The 20,635-nt window shown below is 62.6% G+C and carries 22 protein-coding genes and 1 tRNA gene; 17 read left to right on the forward strand and 6 right to left on the reverse strand.

All coding sequences use genetic code 11. From position 1 onward, the window contains the following. The first annotated feature begins 61 nt into the window (after nucleotides 1-61). From IQ26_RS02285 to IQ26_RS02330, 10 genes are all read left to right on the forward strand, one after another. Complete coding sequence (locus IQ26_RS02285) at nucleotides 62-829, forward strand: DeoR/GlpR family DNA-binding transcription regulator (RefSeq protein ID WP_145713006.1); 768 nt, start codon at nucleotides 62-64, stop codon at nucleotides 827-829. Between the two features lie 126 nt (nucleotides 830-955). Further along, complete coding sequence (glpD, locus tag IQ26_RS02290) at nucleotides 956-2,485, forward strand: glycerol-3-phosphate dehydrogenase (RefSeq protein WP_145712610.1); 1,530 nt, start codon at nucleotides 956-958, stop codon at nucleotides 2,483-2,485. A gap of 39 nt (nucleotides 2,486-2,524) precedes the next feature. Next, a complete protein-coding gene (locus IQ26_RS02295; protein ID WP_145712613.1) occupies nucleotides 2,525-3,607 on the forward strand; it encodes an ABC transporter ATP-binding protein in 1,083 nt (360 codons plus the stop codon). Nucleotides 3,608-3,620: 13 nt separating this feature from the next. Next, complete coding sequence (locus IQ26_RS02300; RefSeq protein WP_145712616.1) at nucleotides 3,621-4,691, forward strand: ABC transporter ATP-binding protein; 1,071 nt, start codon at nucleotides 3,621-3,623, stop codon at nucleotides 4,689-4,691. Nucleotides 4,692-4,693: 2 nt separating this feature from the next. Continuing rightward, entirely contained in the window at nucleotides 4,694-5,560 is an 867-nt protein-coding gene (locus IQ26_RS02305; protein ID WP_145712619.1) for a carbohydrate ABC transporter permease, read from the forward strand. A gap of 40 nt (nucleotides 5,561-5,600) precedes the next feature. Continuing rightward, nucleotides 5,601-6,482 (forward strand): carbohydrate ABC transporter permease, encoded by an 882-nt coding sequence (locus IQ26_RS02310; protein ID WP_240546972.1) that lies wholly within the window; start codon nucleotides 5,601-5,603, stop codon nucleotides 6,480-6,482. A 3-nt stretch (nucleotides 6,483-6,485) separates the two neighbouring features. Continuing rightward, nucleotides 6,486-6,767 (forward strand): DUF2160 domain-containing protein, encoded by a 282-nt coding sequence (locus IQ26_RS02315; protein ID WP_145712625.1) that lies wholly within the window; start codon nucleotides 6,486-6,488, stop codon nucleotides 6,765-6,767. A gap of 76 nt (nucleotides 6,768-6,843) precedes the next feature. After that, the gene (locus IQ26_RS02320) at nucleotides 6,844-8,568 is read left to right on the forward strand and encodes an ABC transporter substrate-binding protein (RefSeq protein ID WP_145712627.1); all 1,725 of its coding nucleotides are present in this window, start codon (nucleotides 6,844-6,846) and stop codon (nucleotides 8,566-8,568) included. A gap of 101 nt (nucleotides 8,569-8,669) precedes the next feature. Beyond that, entirely contained in the window at nucleotides 8,670-10,163 is a 1,494-nt protein-coding gene (gene glpK / locus IQ26_RS02325) for a glycerol kinase GlpK (protein WP_145712630.1), read from the forward strand. 18 nt (nucleotides 10,164-10,181) lie between these two features. Continuing rightward, nucleotides 10,182-10,676, forward strand: coding sequence for a DUF6882 domain-containing protein (locus tag IQ26_RS02330; RefSeq protein WP_240546967.1), 495 nt, complete (start codon nucleotides 10,182-10,184; stop codon nucleotides 10,674-10,676). A gap of 125 nt (nucleotides 10,677-10,801) precedes the next feature. On the opposite strand, the gene IQ26_RS02335 is transcribed toward IQ26_RS02330, so the two are convergent. After that, on the reverse strand, nucleotides 10,802-11,278 hold the full coding sequence (locus tag IQ26_RS02335; protein ID WP_145712638.1) for a BA14K family protein: 477 nt from the start codon (nucleotides 11,276-11,278) through the stop codon (nucleotides 10,802-10,804). 307 nt (nucleotides 11,279-11,585) lie between these two features. Between IQ26_RS02335 and IQ26_RS02340 the strand changes: the two genes are divergently transcribed. After that, a tRNA-Lys gene (locus tag IQ26_RS02340) sits at nucleotides 11,586-11,661 on the forward strand. 6 nt (nucleotides 11,662-11,667) lie between these two features. On the opposite strand, the gene IQ26_RS02345 is transcribed toward IQ26_RS02340, so the two are convergent. The 4 genes from IQ26_RS02345 to IQ26_RS02360 all read right to left on the reverse strand — a co-directional run bounded on the left by IQ26_RS02345 (nucleotide 11,668) and on the right by IQ26_RS02360 (nucleotide 15,756). Further along, nucleotides 11,668-12,801, reverse strand: a complete 1,134-nt coding sequence (locus IQ26_RS02345; RefSeq protein ID WP_145712646.1) for a DNA-processing protein DprA — start codon at nucleotides 12,799-12,801, stop codon at nucleotides 11,668-11,670. Continuing rightward, nucleotides 12,798-13,385 (reverse strand): glycerol-3-phosphate 1-O-acyltransferase PlsY, encoded by a 588-nt coding sequence (gene plsY, locus IQ26_RS02350; protein WP_145712654.1) that lies wholly within the window; start codon nucleotides 13,383-13,385, stop codon nucleotides 12,798-12,800. Before plsY ends, IQ26_RS02345 begins: the two co-directional genes overlap by 4 nt. Nucleotides 13,386-13,507: 122 nt before the next feature. Beyond that, nucleotides 13,508-14,794 (reverse strand): dihydroorotase, encoded by a 1,287-nt coding sequence (locus tag IQ26_RS02355; RefSeq protein ID WP_145712657.1) that lies wholly within the window; start codon nucleotides 14,792-14,794, stop codon nucleotides 13,508-13,510. Beyond that, entirely contained in the window at nucleotides 14,791-15,756 is a 966-nt protein-coding gene (locus tag IQ26_RS02360; RefSeq protein WP_145712660.1) for an aspartate carbamoyltransferase catalytic subunit, read from the reverse strand. The genes IQ26_RS02355 and IQ26_RS02360 overlap by 4 nt, the downstream gene beginning before the upstream one ends. A gap of 158 nt (nucleotides 15,757-15,914) precedes the next feature. On the opposite strand from IQ26_RS02360, the gene IQ26_RS02365 reads away from it, so the two are divergent. The 3 genes from IQ26_RS02365 (at nucleotide 15,915) to IQ26_RS02375 (ending at nucleotide 18,539) form a co-directional block, all read left to right on the forward strand. Further along, nucleotides 15,915-17,543, forward strand: a complete 1,629-nt coding sequence (locus tag IQ26_RS02365; RefSeq protein WP_145712665.1) for a DNA alkylation response protein — start codon at nucleotides 15,915-15,917, stop codon at nucleotides 17,541-17,543. 130 nt (nucleotides 17,544-17,673) lie between these two features. Continuing rightward, complete coding sequence (locus IQ26_RS02370) at nucleotides 17,674-18,228, forward strand: hypothetical protein (RefSeq protein WP_145712670.1); 555 nt, start codon at nucleotides 17,674-17,676, stop codon at nucleotides 18,226-18,228. Continuing rightward, nucleotides 18,228-18,539: a DUF6105 family protein gene (locus IQ26_RS02375; RefSeq protein ID WP_145712675.1), complete on the forward strand. Its 312-nt coding sequence runs from the start codon at nucleotides 18,228-18,230 to the stop codon at nucleotides 18,537-18,539. The genes IQ26_RS02370 and IQ26_RS02375 overlap by 1 nt, the downstream gene beginning before the upstream one ends. Here IQ26_RS02375 and ruvX read toward each other — a convergent pair. Then, nucleotides 18,506-18,991, reverse strand: coding sequence for a Holliday junction resolvase RuvX (gene ruvX / locus IQ26_RS02380; RefSeq protein ID WP_145712679.1), 486 nt, complete (start codon nucleotides 18,989-18,991; stop codon nucleotides 18,506-18,508). The genes IQ26_RS02375 and ruvX overlap by 34 nt on opposite strands. Before the next feature lie 100 nt (nucleotides 18,992-19,091). Here ruvX and IQ26_RS02385 point away from each other — a divergent pair, with 100 nt between their 5' ends. The 3 genes from IQ26_RS02385 (at nucleotide 19,092) to gatC (ending at nucleotide 20,628) form a co-directional block, all read left to right on the forward strand. After that, nucleotides 19,092-19,799, forward strand: a complete 708-nt coding sequence (locus tag IQ26_RS02385; protein WP_145712684.1) for a metal-dependent hydrolase — start codon at nucleotides 19,092-19,094, stop codon at nucleotides 19,797-19,799. Between the two features lie 34 nt (nucleotides 19,800-19,833). Further along, nucleotides 19,834-20,250 carry a hypothetical protein gene (locus tag IQ26_RS02390; protein ID WP_145712689.1) on the forward strand — a complete coding sequence of 139 codons (417 nt, stop codon included), beginning with the start codon at nucleotides 19,834-19,836 and terminating at the stop codon, nucleotides 20,248-20,250. Between the two features lie 90 nt (nucleotides 20,251-20,340). After that, nucleotides 20,341-20,628 (forward strand): Asp-tRNA(Asn)/Glu-tRNA(Gln) amidotransferase subunit GatC, encoded by a 288-nt coding sequence (gatC, locus tag IQ26_RS02395; protein ID WP_145712696.1) that lies wholly within the window; start codon nucleotides 20,341-20,343, stop codon nucleotides 20,626-20,628. The last annotated feature ends 7 nt before the right edge of the window (nucleotides 20,629-20,635 follow it).

The raw sequence follows: 20,635 nt of genomic DNA on the forward strand, positions 1-20,635 counted from the left end.
GCCTTTTCATCGCTTTCGTTTTCCGATATAGACAAGAAAAGCGAAAATGGGAGCTTCCCTGATGTATCTGTCGCCGCGTCATTCCGAAATCATCCAGATGGCCAAAGACCATGGCCGCGTGCTGGTCGACGATCTGGCAACGCATTTCAACGTGACGCCGCAGACCATCCGCAAGGATCTCAACGATCTGTGCGACCAGCGACTGCTCTCCCGTATCCATGGCGGGGCGCTGTTTCCGTCCGGCATCGAGAACATGGAGTATGAGGCGCGGCGCAAGATCGCCGCCGAGGAGAAGGAGGCGATCGGTCGCGCAGCAGCCAGGCTGATCCCGGACAACGCGTCGCTGTTCATCAACATCGGCACCACGACGGAGTCGGTCAGCAAGGCACTTCTTGATCACGCCGGATTGATGGTCATCACCAATAACATCAATGTTGCCAACAGGATGCGCATATATCCTTCCATTGAGGTTGTTATTGCCGGCGGTGTCGTGCGCGGCTCGGACGGCGGCGTGGTCGGCGAAGCCGCGGTCGACTTCATCAGGCAGTTCAAGGTCGACTACGCGGTGATCGGCGCCTCGGCGATCGATCATGATGGCGCGTTGCTCGATTTCGATTTTCGCGAAGTGAAGGTAGCGCAGGCGATCATCGCCAATGCCCGGCATGTCATTCTCGTTTCCGACCAGACCAAGTTCGAGAGGACGGCGCCGGTTCGCATCGGCCATCTGTCGCAGGTCAACACCTTCATCACCGACCGCTGCGGCATTCCGTCGGTGCGCAAGATCTGCCAGGAGGCAGAGGTTCAACTGATTGAGACGTCGCTCTCCTAGGGGGTGCCCTAGCGGCACTTTTCGCCGTTTATATTTCGTTTGACATTCGTTCTGATTTCGAAATAATCCCGCCACGGTTTCGAAAAACCCTGAAAATGCTGCAATGCGAAATCGCGGGAGAATTTTGTGGGCGTATCATCCCCGATCCATGACATCTTCGTCATTGGTGGCGGAATCAACGGCTGCGGCATCGCCCGCGATGCGGTTGGGCGCGGCTTCTCGGTTTTCCTTGCCGAAATGAACGATCTGGCCAGCGGAACCTCTTCCGGCTCGACCAAATTGATCCATGGCGGCTTGCGCTATCTCGAGTTCTACGAATTTCGGCTGGTGCGCGAGGCGCTGATGGAGCGCGAGGTCCTCTGGAAGAACGCGCCGCACATCATCTGGCCGATGCGCTTCGTGCTGCCTTACGCCAAGGGCTTGCGACCGGCTTGGCTGATCAGGCTCGGGCTTTTCCTTTATGACCACATTGGCGGGCGCAAATTGCTGCCGGCGACCAAGACGCTGGACATGGCAAAGGACCCAGCCGGTAAACCGTTGAAGCCGTTGTTTCGAAAGGCTTTCGAATATTCCGATGGCTGGGTCAACGATGCGCGGCTGGTGGCGTTGAACGCCCGCGACGCCGCCGATCGCGGCGCAACGATCCGAACCCGAACGAAGGTCATCGGCGCACGCCGTGAGGGCGAGCTTTGGACGGTCAGGCTCGAAGACGCGCAGACCGGCGACACCGAGGAGGTCAAGGCGCGGCTTTTGGTCAACGCCGCCGGTCCGTGGGTCGACCGCGTGCTGTCCGCCTCGGTCGGCCTGAACGACGTGCACAATGTCCGGCTGGTACAGGGCAGCCATATCGTTATCAGCAAGAAGTTCGACGATCCGCGCGCCTATTTCTTCCAGAACAAGGATGGCCGCATCATCTTTGCCATCCCCTACGAGGAAGAGTTCACGCTGATCGGCACCACCGACCAGGACTATCCGGGCGATCCGCAGGACGTGAAGATCAGCGACGCCGAGATCGATTACCTGTGCGCGGCAGCGAGCGAATATTTCGCGCAAGCTGTCAAGCGTTCGGACATCGTCTGGACCTATTCGGCCGTGCGCCCGCTCTACGATGACGGCGCTTCGAAGGCGCAGGAAGCGACCCGCGATTATGTGCTGAAGACCGACGGCGGGGAGGGCACGGCACCGATCGTCAACGCCTTTGGCGGCAAGATCACCACTTACCGCCGGCTGGCTGAATCGATGCTCGAAAAGATCGAAGAGTTTCTCGGCAAGCGCGGCAAGCCGTGGACAGCAAACGCGCCGCTTCCGGGCGGCGATTTCGCGGCGAACGGCTTCGACGCCGAAGTGGCGAAACTGAAAACGGCCTATCCGTTCCTCGATGCGCGTCTGGCGCGCCGACTGACCCGGCTTTACGGGACGCGCGCAAGGATGCTTCTGGGCCTCGCCAGATCGAATGCCGACCTTGGCCGCAACTTTGGCGCCGACCTCTATGAGGTCGAGGTGCGCTACCTCGTTCAAAACGAATGGGCTGTCACCGCCGAAGATGTATTGTGGCGCAGGACCAAGCGCGGCTTGCATCTGAGCCACGAGCAGACGGCAGCGCTCGACGAATTCATGCGCGGGATAAGCCGGCGCCATGTCGCGGCTGCCGAATAATGGGGCCGGATTGATGCAGACGGCCTGGGAGGAGGCATCATGCTGGAACTGAGAAACGTGACGAAGACGGTCGGCGCGGCGGAGCATATACGCGACGTGTCGCTGACGCTTCAGCACGGCTCGCTCAACGTCCTTCTCGGGCCGACGCTTTCCGGCAAGACCAGCCTGATGCGGCTGATGGCCGGCCTCGACGTGCCGACATCCGGCTCGGTCTGGTTCGACGGCAAGGATGTCACCGGCGTGCCGGTGCAGAAGCGCAACGTCGCCATGGTCTATCAGCAGTTCATCAACTATCCGGCTATGACCGTCTACGAGAACATCGCTTCTCCGCTCCGGGTGGCTGGTGTCGAACAGGCAAAGGTCGACAGGGAGGTGCGCAATGCCGCCGCCCTTCTCAAGCTGACGCCTTTTCTCGACCGCACGCCGCTCAGCCTCTCCGGCGGCCAGCAGCAGCGGACGGCGCTGGCGCGTGCCATCGTCAAGAACGCCAGCCTCGTGCTGCTCGACGAGCCGCTCGCCAACCTCGACTACAAGCTGCGCGAGGAGCTGCGGGCGGAATTGCCCAGGATATTCGCGGCGACCGGTACCATCTTCGTCTACGCCACGACCGAGCCGCACGAAGCCTTGCTGCTCGGCGGCAATACGGCGACGCTTTCAGAAGGCCGCATCACTCAGTTCGGCCCGACGATCGAAGTCTTCCGCAGGCCGAACGACCTCGTCACGGCCAAGACGTTCGCAGATCCGCCGCTCAACACGATTGTGCTGAAGAAGAGCGGTTCAAGCTTCCTTCTTGATGGTGGGGTGAGCCTCCCGGTGCCGGCTGAACTCGCCGGTATTGCCGATACGAGTTACACGATCGGCTTCCAGCCCCACCATCTCTCTTTTACCCGGCCGAGCCCGTCGGCGGTTCCGGTGAGAGCCAAGGTGTCGGTCACCGAAATCACCGGTTCCGAAAGCTTTGTGCATCTCGACTTCGCCGATGTCCGCTGGGTGATGCTGGAGCACGGCATCCTGGCGTTCGAGCCGGACCAGACGATCGAGGTGTTCATCGATCCGCGGCACATCATGGTGTTCGACGCGAACGGCCGTTCGGCCGCGCCGCCACAGACGCTGGCGGCTTAAGGGAGGAGGGCACATGGCGCGCATCGATTGCAACCACATCCGCCACGCCTACGGTCCGCATCCGAAGTCGGACAAGGACTTTGCGCTGAAGGAGGTGCATCACGCCTTCGAGGACGGCGGGGCCTATGCGCTGCTGGGGCCGTCGGGCTGCGGCAAGACCACGCTGCTCAACATCATTTCCGGCCTGTTGTACCCGTCGCATGGCGAGCTTCTGTTCGACGGCAAGGACGTGACCAATTTGTCGACGCAGGAACGCAACATCGCGCAGGTATTCCAGTTCCCGGTCATCTACGACACCATGACCGTCTACGACAATCTGGCGTTCCCGCTGCGCAACCGCGGCGTGCCGGAACCCGACGTCGACCGCAAGGTGCGCGAAACACTGGAAATGACCGGGTTGGCCGATATGGCCAAGAAAAAGGCGAGGGGGCTGACCGCCGACCAGAAGCAGAAGATCTCGCTCGGACGCGGGCTGGTGCGCTCCGATGTCAACGCGATCCTGTTCGACGAGCCGCTGACCGTCATCGACCCGCATATGAAGTGGGTGCTGCGCTCGCAGTTGAAGCAGTTGCACAGGCGCTTCGGTTTCACCATGGTCTATGTCACGCACGACCAGACCGAGGCGCTCACCTTCGCCGAGAACGTCGTCGTCATGTATGAGGGCGAGATCGTGCAGATCGGCTCCCCCGCTGAACTGTTCGAGCGTCCCAAGCATACGTTCGTCGGCTATTTCATCGGCTCGCCGGGCATGAACGTCATGCCGGTCGAGGTCGAAGGCAGGAGCGCGCGGCTCGGCAGCCAGACGATCGAATTGCCGGGCGTGCCCAAGGCTGGAACCGCAGGCGCGATCGAACTCGGCATCCGCCCCGAATATGTCAGGCTTGGCGCTAGCGGCATGCCGGTTTCGATCCGGAAGGTCGAGGATATCGGCCGCCACAAGGTGGTGCGCGCCAGTTTCGAAGGCCGCGACATCGCGGCGATCGTTGGCGAGGACGAGGACATTCCCGCCGATCCGAGGATCGCTTTCGACCCGGCGGGAATCAACCTTTACGCCGATTCCTGGCGCGTCGAGATGGGAGGCTGAGCATGGACAGAACCTGGAACAACAAGGCCTGGTTCATGGTGCTGCCGGTGCTCCTGCTGGTGGCGTTCTCGGCGGTGATCCCGCTGATGACAGTCGTGAACTACTCGGTGCAGGACACGTTTGGAAACAACGTCTTCTTCTGGGCGGGCTCGGAGTGGTTCGAGGAAATTCTGCATTCCGACCGTTTTTGGGAAGCCATGGGCCGCAACTTGGTCTTTTCGGCCGTCATCCTCGTCATCGAGATTCCGCTCGGCATCTTCATTGCGCTCAACATGCCGAAAAAGGGCTGGGGCGTCCCGGTCTGCCTGGTGCTGATGGCGCTGCCGCTGCTCATCCCGTGGAACGTCGTCGGCACGATCTGGCAGGTGTTCGGTCGCGTCGACATCGGCCTGCTCGGATATTCGCTGCGGTCGCTCGGTTTCGACTACAACTATGTCAACGACCCGTTCGACGCCTGGGTCACCGTCATCGTCATGGACGTCTGGCACTGGACGAGCCTCGTCGTCCTGCTCTGCTACGCAGGATTGGTCTCGATCCCCGACGCCTATTACCAGGCGGCCAAGATCGACGGGGCTTCGCGCTGGGCGATCTTCCGCTACATCCAGCTGCCGAAGATGAACCGCGTGCTGCTGATCGCGGTTCTGCTGCGCTTCATGGACAGTTTCATGATCTACACCGAGCCGTTCGTCGTCACCGGCGGCGGGCCTGGCAACACCACCACTTTCCTGTCGATCGATCTGGTGAAGCTGGCCATCGGGGAGTTCAACCTCGGTGAGGCTGCAGCCATGTCGATCGTCTACTTCTTGATCATCATGCTCCTGTCCTGGGTGTTCTACACCGTCATGACAGCCTATGACGCGGAGCGGTGAGATGGCGCGCCTCGAAGAAACCACCGCAGACGGGCGAACGATGATGCGGCAAACTCCCGCTACCGCGGAGGCACAGACAGCGAACGCCACGCTGGCCCGCAAGATGCGGCGGCGGGGCGAGGAGTCCCGGCTCTGGTGGCTGGTGCCGACGATCTACATCATCTTCCTGATGCTGCCGATCTACTGGCTGGTTAATATGAGCTTCAAGACCAACCAGGAGATCCTGGGCGCCTTCTCGCTGTGGCCGAGAAACCCGACGATCGCCAACTACATGGTGATCTTCACCGACCCGTCCTGGTACAAAGGTTACATCAACTCGATCATCTATGTGGTTATGAACACGGTGATTTCCGTCGCCGTGGCGCTTCCGGCAGCCTATGCCTTCTCGCGCTACCGCTTCCTCGGCGACAAGCATCTGTTCTTCTGGCTCTTGACCAACCGGATGGCGCCGCCGGCGGTGTTCGCGCTGCCGTTCTTCCAGCTCTATTCGGCGTTTGGGCTGATCGACACGCACATCGCAGTGGCGCTGGCGCATTGCCTGTTCAACGTGCCGCTGGCGGTCTGGATTCTCGAAGGCTTCATGTCGGGCGTGCCGAAGGAAATCGACGAGACCGCCTATATCGACGGCTATTCCTTCCCGCGCTTCTTCCTCAGGATATTCATGCCGCTGATCGCCAGCGGTGTAGGCGTGGCCTGCTTCTTCTGCTTCATGTTCTCTTGGGTCGAGTTGCTGATCGCCCGCACGCTGACCACGACTGCCGCCAAGCCGATCGCCGCGATCATGACGCGCACGGTCTCGGCCTCGGGCCTCGACTGGGGCGTGCTGGCCGCGGCCGGCGTGCTGACCATCCTTCCGGGCGCGCTCGTGATCTGGTTCGTACGAAACTATATCGCCAAGGGCTTTGCCCTGGGGAGGGTGTGAACCATGAACCTTACCTGGATGGCATGGACGCTGCCGACGGCGGTGTTTTTCATCACGATCCTGGTGCTGCTCTGCGGCATGGCGGTCTGGGAGTACGTCTCGCCAGGCGGCAATCCCCGGATTGGCTTGCTGCGCTTCGAGACGACGCGCGGCGACCGTCTCTTCCTATCGCTGCTTGGCAGCGCCTTTATCCATCTCGCTTGGCTGGGTCTTGTCGGACCCAACCTGTGGTGGGCACTCGCTCTCTCCGTGGTCTACGCTATCGGCGTGTTCCGCTACGTATAGAGGGGGGAACCGTTGGAGCGGCCGCGTGCCGGCGGCTGCTCCGGTCGAACTTAAAACTGAACAGTGGAGGAAACACATGAGACGGCAATTTTTGACATCAACGACAGCGCTTGTCCTGTTGCTCGGGGCAGGCAACGCCTATGCCGGAATGGACGAGGCTAAAGCTTTCCTAGACAGCGAGATCGGCGACATGTCGACGCTCGATCGGGCCGCCCAGGAAGCCGAGATGCAATGGTTTATCGATGCCGCAAAACCCTTTGCTGGCATGGACATCAAGGTCGTCTCGGAAACCATCACGACGCACGAGTATGAGTCGAAGACGCTGGCCAAGGCGTTCGCTGACATTACGGGCATCAAGATCACCCACGACCTGATCGGCGAAGGCGATGTCGTCGAAAAGCTGCAGACGCAGATGCAGTCGGGCGAAAACATCTACGACGCCTATGTCAACGACTCCGATCTGATCGGCACCCATTGGCGCTACCAGCAGGCGCGCAGCCTGACCGACTGGATGGCCAACGAGGGCAAGGACGTCACCAATCCGAACCTCGACCTCGCCGACTTCATCGGCACCAAGTTCACGACGGCTCCGGACGGCGATCTCTACCAGTTGCCCGACCAGCAGTTCGCGAACCTCTACTGGTTCCGCTACGACTGGTTCAACGACGAAAAGAACAAGGCGGACTTCAAAGCGAAGTACGGCTACGACCTCGGCGTGCCGGTCAACTGGTCGGCTTATGAGGACATCGCCGAATTCTTCACCGGCCGCGAGATCGACGGCAAGAAGGTCTACGGCCATATGGACTACGGCAAGAAGGACCCGTCGCTCGGCTGGCGCTTCACCGATGCCTGGCTTTCGATGGCCGGCAATGGCGATAAAGGGCTGCCGAACGGTCTTCCGGTCGATGAATGGGGCATCAAGGTCGACGAGAAGTCGCGGCCCGTCGGCTCGTGCGTGGCTCGGGGCGGCGACACCAATGGTCCGGCGGCGGTCTACTCCATCCAGAAATATCTCGACTGGATGAAGGCTTATGCTCCGGCAGCGGCCCAGGGCATGACCTTCTCGGAGTCCGGGCCGGTTCCGGCTCAGGGCGAAATTGCCCAGCAGATGTTCATGTACACGGCCTTCACCGCCGACATGGTGAAGGACGGCCTTCCGGTCGTGAACGAGGACGGTACGCCGAAATGGCGCTTCGCTCCGTCGCCGCATGGCGTCTACTGGAAGGACGGCATGAAGCTCGGTTACCAGGACGTGGGTTCGTGGACACTCCTCAAGTCGACGCCTGACGACCGCGCCAAGGCAGCCTGGCTCTACGCGCAGTTCGTCACTTCGAAGACGGTCGACGTGAAGAAAAGCCACGTCGGCCTGACGTTGATCCGCGAGAGCACGATCCAGCACAAGAGCTTCACGGACCGCGCACCGAAGCTCGGCGGGCTGATCGAGTTCTACCGTTCGCCGGCCCGCGTTCAGTGGTCGCCGACGGGTACCAACGTTCCTGACTATCCGAAGCTGGCACAGCTTTGGTGGCAGGCGATCGGCGATGCCTCGTCGGGTGCCAAAACCCCGCAGGAGGCGATGGACTCGCTCTGCGCCGAGCAGGAAAAGGTGCTCGAGCGCCTCGAGCGCGCCGGCGTGCAGGGCGACATCGGCCCCAAGATGGCCGAGGAAAAGACCCTCGAAGAGTGGAACGCCGATGCCGTCGCCAAGGGCAATCTTGCGCCGCAGCTGAAGATCGAGCCGGAGAAGGACAAGGCGCAGACCATCAACTACGACGAGTTGGTCAAGAGCTGGAGCAATTAAGCATCGGTCCGGGCGTCCGCGCCCGCATCACATCAATCGGGGGAGGCGGCATCTTGCCGTCTCCCCTGTTTGCGCCAAGGGAGTGGGGCCGAGGGAGCGGAATGAGCAGCTTTATCCTTGCAATCGACCAGGGGACGACATCGAGCCGGGCGCTCCTGTTCGACCGTGAAATGAAGGTCGTGGGTAGCGGGCAGAAGGAATTCACCCAGCATTATCCGGCCTCCGGCTGGGTCGAGCATGATCCGGAAGAGATCTGGTCGAGCGTCGTGGCGACGGTGAAGGCTGCGCTGAAGGCGGCTGGCCGCGACGCATCGGATGTCGCGGCGATCGGCATCACCAACCAGCGCGAGACCGTCATCATCTGGGACCGAGCGACCGGCAAGCCGATTCACAACGCGATTGTCTGGCAGGACCGGCGGACCGCGCCGCTGTGCCAGAAATTGAAGAAGCAGGGGCTGGAGAAGAAATTCACCAGAAAGACCGGCCTGCTGCTCGATCCTTATTTCTCCGGCACCAAGATCGCCTGGATGCTGGACAAGGTGAAGGGCGCCAGAAAGCGCGCGGAGAAGGGCGAGTTGCTGGCCGGCACCATCGACAGCTTTTTGATCTGGCGGCTGACCGGCGGCAAGGTTCATGCCACCGACGCAACCAATGCCTCGCGCACGCTGGTCTACAACATCGAAAAGAGTGCCTGGGACGACGAGCTGCTGGCGATCCTGAACATACCGGCAAGAATGCTGCCGCAAGTGAAGGATTGCGCTGACGATTATGGAATCACAGAAAAAAACCTGTTTGGCTCGGAGATAAGAATCCTTGGCGTAGCCGGCGATCAGCACGCGGCGACCATCGGCCAGGCCTGTTTCGAGCCGGGCATGATGAAGTCCACCTATGGCACCGGCTGCTTTGCGCTGCTCAACACCGGCAGCGATCTGGTGCGTTCGAAGAACCGGCTGTTGACGACCATCGCCTACAGGCTGAACGGCAAGACCACCTATGCGCTGGAAGGGTCGATCTTCATCGCGGGTGCTGCCGTGCAGTGGCTGCGCGACGGCATCAAGGTGATCGGCAAGGCGGAGCAGAGCGGCGTGCTGGCGGCGAGCGCCGACCCGACTCAAGACGTCTATCTGGTGCCGGCTTTCGTCGGGCTTGGCGCGCCGCACTGGGACGCCGAGGCGCGGGGCGCCATCTTCGGGCTGACCCGCAATTCGGGCCCGGCGGAATTTGCGCGCGCAGCACTCGAATCCGTGGCTTTCCAGACGCGCGACCTGCTCGACGCCATGCGCAAGGACTGGAAGGGCGCGTCAGTGAAGACCGTGCTTCGGGTCGATGGCGGCATGGTGGCGTCGGACTGGACTATGCAGCGGCTGGCCGACATCCTCGATGCGCCGGTCGACCGCCCAACAATCCTCGAGACGACCGCGCTCGGCGCGGCTTGGCTGGCTGGCTCGAAAGCGGGCGTCTGGCCGAAGGCAAGGGACTTCGCCAAGAGCTGGGCGCTCGAGCGGCGGTTTAAGCCGGATATGAACGCTTCGGTACGTTCCGCCAAGCTGGCGGGTTGGCGCGATGCTGTGCGCAGGACGTTGAGTATGCAATAAGCGGGCAACGGGAAGATCATGCTGGGGCGAAGGGGATTGAATCCAGACTGGTATGCCGCTTGGCGCGAGGAGGCTTCCGAACAGCTGAACGCCAAGAATGCGCGCTTGCAGAATGATTTCCGCCTCGGTAGCTGGCCCCGTTATGACTACGACCTGAAGGCTGGAAAGCTTCTGTTCTCAGAGGAGGGGGTCGTCAAGGTCGTCACCGAGATCCAGATTGCGGGCAGTACGAGCGCCAAGGCCGGCAATTGGCTGTGGGCCTGGGCAAATTCGAACTTGCCTGAAGAGCTCCTCAGCGACGCAAAGCTGGTTCGATCCTTCGGAGAGGAGAACGGCATTGACGAACTAGCTCAACCTTATGTGACGGATATGAGCAATGATCTGGAAGCGCTCGGTTGGGAACTGGCTGGGGCAATGGTTCAAATTTGCAACGCCCTTGGCGCCTATCGCTCGCCGCGTGGCGAAGGCGGAGGCCTATATCTGATCTTCAAAAACATCAGTTGGGCAAACTGAACCCAATGCCCGCCTTCCTGCGGGCACCATGGCGGCGATACTGACTTTCGTCGCCCGGAAGAAAAACCCGCCCCGTTGCCGGCGCGGGCTCTTCAACAACCCTTAATCAACTCTGCCGGGCTTTATCAATAGGGCGAATAGCACTGCCGACGCGGGCCGTTGTAAGGCTGGTACGTATTGTCATAGGCCCGGTAGGATCTGTACCGATTGTAGCACCACTCCGTGTGGGCGTCGCCTCGATAGACGCGGTTCTGGTTGTTGACGATCGCGCCGGTGATCAGAGCGCCGGTGGCGAAGGCAGCCAGCGGGAACCAGTAATCGCCGTGACGGCGATAGCCGCGACGGTAGCTGCGATAGCCGCGATGGCCGCGCCAATACCTGCCGTCGTCACGCGAGAAACTACGACGAAAATCGCGGCGGGAAAAATCGCGATCGCGGTTGAAACTACGCCTCCACCGCCTGTGGTCGACAGTCTGGACATCCGACGAGACGCTCTGACCTAACGGCACGTAGGTGGGCTGGGCGTTGACGGGCACGATTTCCGCAACAGCGAATGACGCTGACAACGCGGTCGCCAGCAAGCCCGACATGATCCTGTTCATGATCTTCTCCTTGAAAAGGGTTGTCCCTTGTAGCAACAAAAACGGGCAGGCGGTGCAATTGTTCCGCGAAAAATAGCAACCCGCTGATTTATAATGTTTCTCTTAAATGATCTCCCGCCCGGCCTCGACGAAAAGCTGGCGTTGGGCTTGTCTGTCAAAGACCGTTCCGCCTTTTGCCGAAGCAGCGTGCGAGGCGCTGCGAGGGCGTGGAAAAGCCCGGCTTGCGGGCCCTCTTTTTCCGGTTGACCGGTCGAGGCACTCTCCCTATGTTCCGCGCAATTTCGAGGGCGGCACTTTGAGCCCGCGGGAGCGCGTAGCTCAGCCGGTAGAGCAACTGACTTTTAATCAGTAGGTCCAGGGTTCGAATCCCTGCGCGCTCACCAAAAATTTCAAGAAACCCCAAAAACCAGCGAGACATTGCCGCCCGCATGGCGCTCCAGCCGGCCGGCGAGATCGAGTTCCAGCAGCACCATGAAAACCTGGGCGGGATGCAGGCCGGTGTGGCGGATGATCTCGTCGACCGCCACCGGCGTCGGGCCAAGGGCTTCGACGACGCGGGCGCGGTCGTCCTCGCCGGGCGGTGGCGTTGCCGAAAAGTCGGGCGGCTCCCCAAGCGGTGTCGTCCTTGGTGCCAGGGCCCCGACCAAAGGCGCGATCGCGCCGGTAATGTCCGACACCTCGGTGACCAGGATTGCGCCGTCCTTGAGCAAGGCATTGGTGCCGGCGGCGCGCGGATCGAGCGGCGAGCCGGGGACGGCGAAGACCAGTCGGCCCATTTCGCCGGCAAGCCTGGCGCTGATCAGCGAGCCGGAGCGTTGCGCGGCTTCGACCACGACCAGCCCCAGTGCTGCACCGGCGACGAGGCGGTTGCGGCGCGGAAAATCCTGGGCGCGCGGCTGCCAGCCGAACGGCATTTCCGAAATGATGGCGCCGCCGCGCTCGGCAATCTCCTCGCACAGGCCGGCATTTTCGGGCGGGTAGGGCAGATCGAGGCCGCCGGCCAGCACACCGGTCGTGCCTGACGCAATGCTGCCCTGATGCGCGGCCGTGTCGTCGCGCGCCAGGCCGGAGACGATGCCGTAGCCTTCGCGGCCAAGTTCGGCGGCGAGCGTCCGCGCCATCTTGATGCCGGCCAGCGAGGCGTTGCGGGCGCCGACAATGGCAACCGCCGGCAGCCGGAACACCGCGCCTTCGCCCTTGACCGCGAGCAGCGGCGGCGGATGGTCCATGCTTTTCATCAATGATGGATAGTCGACCTCGCCGATGCCGACGAAGCGGGCGCCGGCGCGCCGGGCTGTCTCCACTTCCGCCTCGGCCTCGGCAATCGACGGGATGCGGACGATCTTCCTGGCGCCGCCCGAAATCATCAGCTCGGGCAGCATCTCGAGCGCCGTCTCGGCCGAGCCGAAGCGGTTGATCAGGTCGCGAAAGGTGGCCGGGCCGACATTCGGGGTGCGGATCAAACGGAGCCAGCTCAACCGCTGCCGGTCGCTGAGGCGCGGCCCGGCGGCACGCTGGCTCACTCCTTGGCTCCGATCTTGCCCTCGGTGCCGGCCAACAGCCGCGCAATGTTGGCCCGGTGTTTTATGATGACGATCGGGCTCATCAGCGCGAACAGCCCGGCAATCTGCGGCGTGCTTAGGACATAGAGCGCGATCGGTACCACCACCGCAGCCGTCAGCGCCGCCAGTGAGGAGTAGCGGAACAGGAAAGCAACGGCCAGCCAGACGACGGCGAAGATCAGCGCCACCTGCCAGGCAAGGCCGATCAGCACGCCGAGATAGGTGGCGACCCCTTTGCCGCCCTTGAAGCCGAGCCAGACCGGAAAGAGATGACCGAAAAAGGCGCCGAGGCCGGCCCAAGGCCCGAGCTCCGGTGCGAAGCGACCGGCGATCAGCACGGCCGCCGTGCCTTTTAGCGCGTCGAGCAGCAGCGTGGCGGCGGCCAGACCCTTGTTGCCGGTGCGCAGCACGTTGGTGGCGCCGATATTGCCGGAGCCGATGTTGCGGACGTCGCCAAGGCCGGCGGCGCGGGTGATCAGGAGCCCGAACGGGATCGAGCCGAGCAGATAGCCGAACACCAGCGCCAAGACGATGCCGTAAGCCATTGTTCCCCCGGATATGCCCCTAGAGCGGGATGCGTTCAAATTGAACCGGGCATCCCGCTCCATCTATTCGTTTTAGCCGCGTTTTTGCGACGCCAAGTGATTCCACTTCGCTGCAAAATGCTCTAGGCCGAAAACACTGTGCGGCCCGCCACCATCGTTTGCAAGACCTTGCCCTGCAGCCGCGCGCCTTCGAAACAGGTGTTTTTCGAGCGCGAACGGATGCCGCTTTCGCTGACGATCCATGGCTCGTCCAGATCGACCAGCGCAAGATCGGCGACAGCGCCAGGTTTCAGCGTCCCGCCGGGCAGACCGAACAGCCTTGCCGGTGCGGTGGACAACGTCTCGATCAACCTGAGTAGGGTCACATCGCCATTGTGATAGAGCCGCAGTGCCGCGCCCAGCAGCGTCTCCAGCCCGATGGCCCCGGCCGCCGCGTCGGCGAAGGGCAGCCGCTTGGTGTCGACGTCCTGCGGGTCGTGCGAGGAGACGATGATGTCGATTGTGCCGTCCTTGACCGCCTCGATCATCGCCAGCCGATCCTCCTCGGCGCGCAGCGGCGGCGTCAGGCGGAAGAAGGTGCGGTATTCGCCGACATCGTTCTCGTTGAGCGACAGATTGTGGATCGACACGCCTGACGTGACATTGGCGCCGTCGCCTTTTGCCCGCGTCACCGCGCTTGCCGCCATCGCCGTCGAGATTTTGGCCGCGTGATAGGCGCCGCCGGTCAGCCGCGCCAGCGCCAGATCGCGCTCCAGCGGAATGGACTCGGCCTCGCGCGGAATGCCGGCAAGGCCGAGCCAGCTTGCATAGAGGCCTTCGTTCATGACGCCGGACGAAGCGAGGTCGGCGTCTTGGGTTTCATGCGCGATCACGCCGCCGAAATCGCGCGCATAGATCAGCGCGCGGCGCATCACCAGTGCGCTTGATATGGTGTGCCGCCCGTCGGTGAAGGCGACCGCGCCGGCCTCGCGCAGCAGGCCGAATTCAGTCATTTCGCGGCCTTCGAGGCCCTTGGTGATCGCCGCCGCCGGAAAGATGTTGACGATGGCCGTATCCTTGGCGGTGCGCAGCACGAACTCGACCAGCGCGACATTGTCGATCACCGGGTCGGTGTCGGGCATCATGACGATCGAGGTGACGCCGCCGGCAGCCGCCGCCACGCTGGCCGAAGCGATGGTTTCGCGGTGTTCGCCGCCGGGCTCGCCGATGAAGACGCGCGCATCGATCAAGCCGGGGATAACAGCCTTGCCGACGCAGTCGATGATCGTGGCACCTTCCGGAGCGCCCTGGTTCAAGGCCGCCTTGCCGGAAGCGACGATCTTGCGTCCCTCGACGATGACCGTGCCGACCTCGTCGATGCCGCGCGACGGGTCGACGATCCGGGCCTGGCTGAAGACCGTCGTGCTCATGCGCCGCGGCCCTCATGGTTGCGGCGGGGATCGAGCAGCGCTTCCATCACCGCCATGCGCACGGCGACACCCATCTCCACCTGCTCCTGGATCACGCTCTGCGGACCGTCGGCGATTTCCGAGGCGATCTCGACGCCGCGGTTCATCGGGCCGGGATGCATGACCAGGGCGTCGTCCTTGGCCGCCTTCAGCTTCTCGGCATCGAGGCCGAAATACCGGAAATACTCGCGCACCGAAGGCACGAAGGCGCCTTCCATCCGCTCGCGCTGCAGGCGCAGCATCATCACCACATCCGCGTCCTTGAGGCCCTCGGCCATCGAGCGGGTAACGATCACGCCCATTTTCTCGATGCCGGCGGGCAGAAGCGTCGACGGCGCCACGACACGGACCTGGGCGCCGAGCGCGTTGAGCAGCATGATGTTGGAGCGCGCCACGCGCGAATGCAGAATGTCGCCGCAGATCGCCACGATCAGCTTCGACAGTGGGCCCCTGGCTCGGCGGATGGTCAGCGCGTCGAGCAGTGCCTGCGTCGGGTGCTCATGGGCGCCGTCGCCGGCATTGATCACCGAGCAGCCGACCTTTTGCGCCAGCAGTGCCGCAGCACCCGCCGACTGGTGGCGGATAATCAGGATGTCTGGGCGCATGGCGTTCAGCGTCATCGCCGTGTCGATCAACGTCTCGCCCTTCTTCACCGAGGAGCTTGCAACCGACATGTTCATGACGTCGGCGCCGAGCCGCTTTCCGGCAAGCTCGAACGACGACTGCGTGCGGGTCGAGGCTTCGTAGAAGAGGTTGATCTGGGTGCGGCCGCGCAGCGTCGAGGTCTTCTTCTCCGACTGCCGCGAGATGGCGACCGCCCGGTCGGCCCTGTCCAGCAAAAGCTCGATGTCGGCGGGGGAAAGATCGCGGATGCCCAGAAGATGGCTGTGGGGATACAGTGGCAGGGACGAAGCGTCGGTCATCTCAAGGCGCTGCTATAGGGTGGAGGACCTTTGGCTGCAAGCACCAGCTTTGGATTGCGGCCTTTCTCCCCGGTATTTTCGTCGCGCGCGCAGCAACGCTTGGGTTATAAACCGCCGATGGCTTCGGATTCGTGGCCTTGTGATGATAAGGACAATGCGTGACCGACGACGTGACGAACCAGCCGCCGCCGCTGGCAGGCGGCAACGCCTGGCGGGGCGATCCGTTGCTGATCCAGCTTGCCGAACGCTTTTCCGATCCCGTGCGCAAGGATCTCGATGGGCTTGGCCGTTTCGTGCTGACGCAGGAGGCGCAGGAACTGGCCCGCCTCGCCAATGTCGAGACGCCAAAGCTCAGGACTCATGACCGCCAGGGCCGGCGCATCGATCTGGTCGAGTTCCACCCTGCCTATCATGCGCTGATGCGCCGCTCGATGGCGAACGGGCTGCATTCGTCGGTGTGGGAAAATGGCGACGCCGAGATCGGCCGCCGTCATCAGGTCCGCGCCGCCCGTTTCTATCTAACGGCCGAGCTCGAAACCGGACATCTCTGTCCCATCACCATGACCAGCGCGTCGCTGGCAGCGCTGATGGCGAACCCAAAACTGTTTCGCGAATGGGCGCCGCGTGTGACGACACGCAAATACGACCAGAGCCAGAAGCCGCCGGTCGAAAAGGCCGGGCTGACGCTCGGCATGGGCATGACCGAGAAGCAGGGCGGCACCGACGTCCGTGCCAACGTCACCAAGGCCGAGCGCGTCGGCAGCGGCTTCTATCGCCTGACCGGCCACAAATGGTTCATGTCGGCGCCGATGTCGGACGCGTTCCTGGTGCTTGGACAGGCGCCGGAAGGGCTTTCGTGCTTTCTCGTTCCCCGCATTCTCGGCGATGGGTCGGGCAACGGCTTCCGCTTCCAGCGGCTGAAGGACAAGCTCGGCAACCGCTCCAACGCTTCGTCCGAAGTGGAGTTCGTCAACGCCATCGGCGAGATGGTCGGCGATCCGGGGGCGGGCGTGAAGACGATCATGGACATGGTGACGCTGACCCGGCTCGACTGCGCGATCGCCTCGTCGGCGATCATGCGTGCCGGGCTGGCCGAGGCCGTCCACCACACCCGACATAGGCAGGTGTTCGGTACCAATCTGGTCGAGCAGCCGCTGATGCAGCGCGTGCTGGCCGACATGGCGCTCGACGTCGCCGCCGCCACCGCGCTGTCGTTCCGGCTGGCGCGCTCCTTCGACGAGGCGGCCAGCGACCGTGGCGAGGCGGCCTTCGCTCGCGCCATGACGCCGGTCGTCAAATACTGGGTCTGCAAGATCGCGCCGCCGCTGCTCTACGAAGCGATGGAGTGTCTCGGCGGCAACGGCTATGTCGAGGAGGCGCCGATCGCGCGCTACTATCGCGAAGCTCCGGTCAACGCGATCTGGGAGGGATCCGGCAACGTCATGGCGCTCGACGTGTTGCGCGTGCTGGGGCGTGCGCCCGGCCTGTTCGAGGAGGTGCTGGCTGGAATCGATCGCGATCTCGGCGACGGTGGGCGCGGCACCGTCGGCGTGCTCAAGGCGGCAATGCAGGTCGCGGCGACCGACGAGGGCTCGGCCCGTCTGCTCACCGAGCAACTGGCACTGTCGGCGGCGGCGGCGGAACTGCGCAGGCTGGGGGCAGGGCGGATCGCCGAGGCCTTTGTCGAGACGCGCCTCGCCGGCCAGTGGCGCAACACCTACGGCATGCTCGATTCGCGCCATGACGCGCGCATGATCATCGACACGCTCTACCCGCCGGTCACCTGAGAAGGTTCTTCGGGAAGATCCTTGCGTCGTCTATCGCTTCGCTGTGGATGACCGTTAACCTTAACAAATGGTTTCCATTGCGGTGCCGGGTCGTAAAGCCCACTGTCCTGTCTACCGAAGCAGGAAAGCCATGCGGTATATATTGAGCTCCTTTCTGGCCTTGCACTGGGCGGTCGTTTTCGCCCTGCTGGCGTTCATCTGCATCGACGGAAATCGTGGCATTGCGGCGGCGCTTGGCGTGCTCGGCGTCGCAGTCCAGAACACCCGCTTCGTCGACCTCGAAAACGCGGTCGTCGTGGCTCCGCTTGCCGTAGCGCTGCTTGTCGTCGCGGTGCTGTTCTGCTGGGCCTTAATCGAAACGCTTATCAACGACGCGACAAATCCTGACGATAGCGTCACGCGGATCGCCTTCATCTGCGCCTCCGGCGTGCTGTCGCTGATCGTGGTCGGCGGCGCCGCGCAAGGCGTCAACGGTCTGTTCATGGCTGTCGCCGTGCAATTGGCGGCACTGCTGGCTTCCTATGTCGCCATGCTCGCGGAGCGGCGGTCGGCCTTTGCCGCAGCGGTTCCGGGCACGGGCGAAATCCGTGACGCCGCGCATGTGATGGCGAAGGCGGCGGCGCCCAACTCGTCGCTCTCGCGCATTTCCGGCCGGCCGGACACGAACTTGAGGGATGGCCGCTGATGCGCACCTTGTTCGCACTGTGGGCTGCCCCGCTCGCCATATTCTGGGGCTGGTTCTTCCTGTCGCTCAACGACATCAATTTCGGCTATGTCATGCTGAGCCGTCAATTGCATGACCTCGTCTTCCAACTCTATGGGGACATGCTTGGCATTGATCCAGCGCTCATTCCCGGCATGGTGGCAAAGGCCTGCTTCGTCGACAGTCTGCTGCTCCTGGCGTTTTGGGCGTTTCGCCGCCGTCGGGTGATCGGCAGCTGGATCAGGATAGTGCGCGACCGCTATTTCGACCAGGCATCGACGCCGAGCGCCTGAAGCCGGTCGAGAACGCCCTGCAAAATAAAGGCCGCCGCGGCCGAATCGATCTTGCCGGCGCGTTTGCGGCGCGAAAAATCCATCTCGATCAACGTCCGTTCGGCCGCCACCGTCGACAGCCGCTCGTCCCACAAAACGAAGGGCAGGTCGGTCAAGCCAGCCATGTTGCGGGCGAAAGCGCGGGATTTCTGGGCGCGCGGGCCTTCCGACCCGTCCATGTTGACCGGCAGGCCGAGCACGACGGCGCCGGCATTTTCCTTCTGCAGCAAGGCGAGCAGCGCCGCGGCGTCCAGCGAGAATTTCCTGCGCATGATGACCAGGCGGGGGTGGGCGAAGGCAAAGCCCCGGTCGGAAACCGCGACTCCAATCGTCTTGTCGCCAAGGTCGAGCCCGGCCAGCGTCTTGCCGCCGCCGAGCCGCGCCGGCAACTCTTCGATGGTGATGATGCTCAAGCGGCTTTCCTTCGACTGCACCCGCAAAGGACGCTGTGGCACTTTAATTTTGCTGCTGGCGTTCTATCCTTTGCCGAAGCAAAAATCGAGGAAGGCATTCATGAAACTGACCTGGTACGGACATTCCGCATTCCGCATCGAAACCGCTGACGCAAAAATCCTCATCGATCCCTATCTGGTAGGCAACCCGTCGTGGACGGGGGGCTGGGAAGGACCAGCGGAAGGGATCACGCATGTCCTTTTAACCCACGGCCATAGCGATCACATCAGCGGTGCGCTCGAAGTCCTTGGGAAAAGCGGGGCCATGCTGGTCGCCAATTTCGAGGTCTGCATGTACCTGGTCGGCAAGGGCGCCAGCGACAAGAAGATCAATCCCGGCAATATCGGCGGCACGGTCGATTGCGGCGGTTTCACCACCACCTTCGTCCAGGCGCTGCATTCATCGTCGTTCCCGGGTGACAATGGTCAGAACACCTATCTCGGCAATCCGGGCGGGCTCGTCCTGCATTTTCCGGAAGACAAGACGCTCTATCATATGGGCGACACCGACATCTTTTCCGACATGGCGCTGATCAACGAGTTGCACGAGCCGAAGATCGGCATCGTGCCGGTCGGTGACCGCTTCACCATGGGTGGCGCGGTGGCAGCCCTCGCCTGCCGGCGCTTCTTTCAATTCGAGACCGTCATCCCCAGTCACTTCGGCACGTTCCCGATCATCGATCAGACCGCCGACAAGTTCGTGGGGGGCTTGGAGGGTTCCGGCGTGAACGTGGCATTGCCGAAGATCGGCGAGACGATTAGCTTGTAGAGACGCCAGGCAGACGCCAGAATGGAATGAGAGCATGATTTTGAGGGGCCTTCTTTGCATTTCCGTTCTAGCTATGGCCTCCCCGGCGCCCGCCGCGGAGGACTTCATCGAAGGCGTCTATCTCGAGTCAGAGGACCTCTGTGCGCAGGCCAAGAAAGACACGCTGGACACGGTGATCGAAGCCGGCAACACCGTGCTCACGGCGCGTGGCCTGCAAAGCGTCGAATACGATTGCGAGTTCCTTCAAATCACCAAGGCGACGCTCTCGCCGAGCTGGGCGGTGACGGCCATATGTCAGGAGCCGGGCCACGTCTTTCCGGACGTCCTCTCCGTAACGCAATTGAGCCCGAAGCAGATCGATCTGGTTTCGGTTCGGCCCGCGGACGATGAAAGCGAGGCGAACGGCAACGGCGGCAGCTATTTCCTTTGCGACGGCGTGGCCCTGCCATAGACCTTCTGGCCCGGTTCTTGGCATGATGCATGTTGCGCGGCACACGCCGCGCCGCTATAGCGCGGACTAGTTTTCCCGAGGCACAAAAATATGTCCGTTGATCTTCATACTGTGAAGCGCGTCGCGCGTCTCGCCCGTATCGCGGTGAGCGAGGAGGATGCCGAGCGCATGACTGGCGAGTTGAACGCCATTCTTGGCTTTGTCGAGCAGTTGAACGAGGTCGATGTTTCCGGCGTAGAGCCGATGACCTCGGTGATACCGATGGAGATGAAGAAGCGCCAGGACGTCGTCACCGACGGCAGCAAGGCCGCCGACATTGTCGCCAATGCGCCGGCCACCGAAGAGAATTTCTTCCTCGTTCCGAAGGTCGTGGAGTAGCCGGCCG

The organism is Mesorhizobium tianshanense, from assembly GCF_007830515.1.
GTDB lineage: Bacteria > Pseudomonadota > Alphaproteobacteria > Rhizobiales > Rhizobiaceae > Mesorhizobium > Mesorhizobium tianshanense.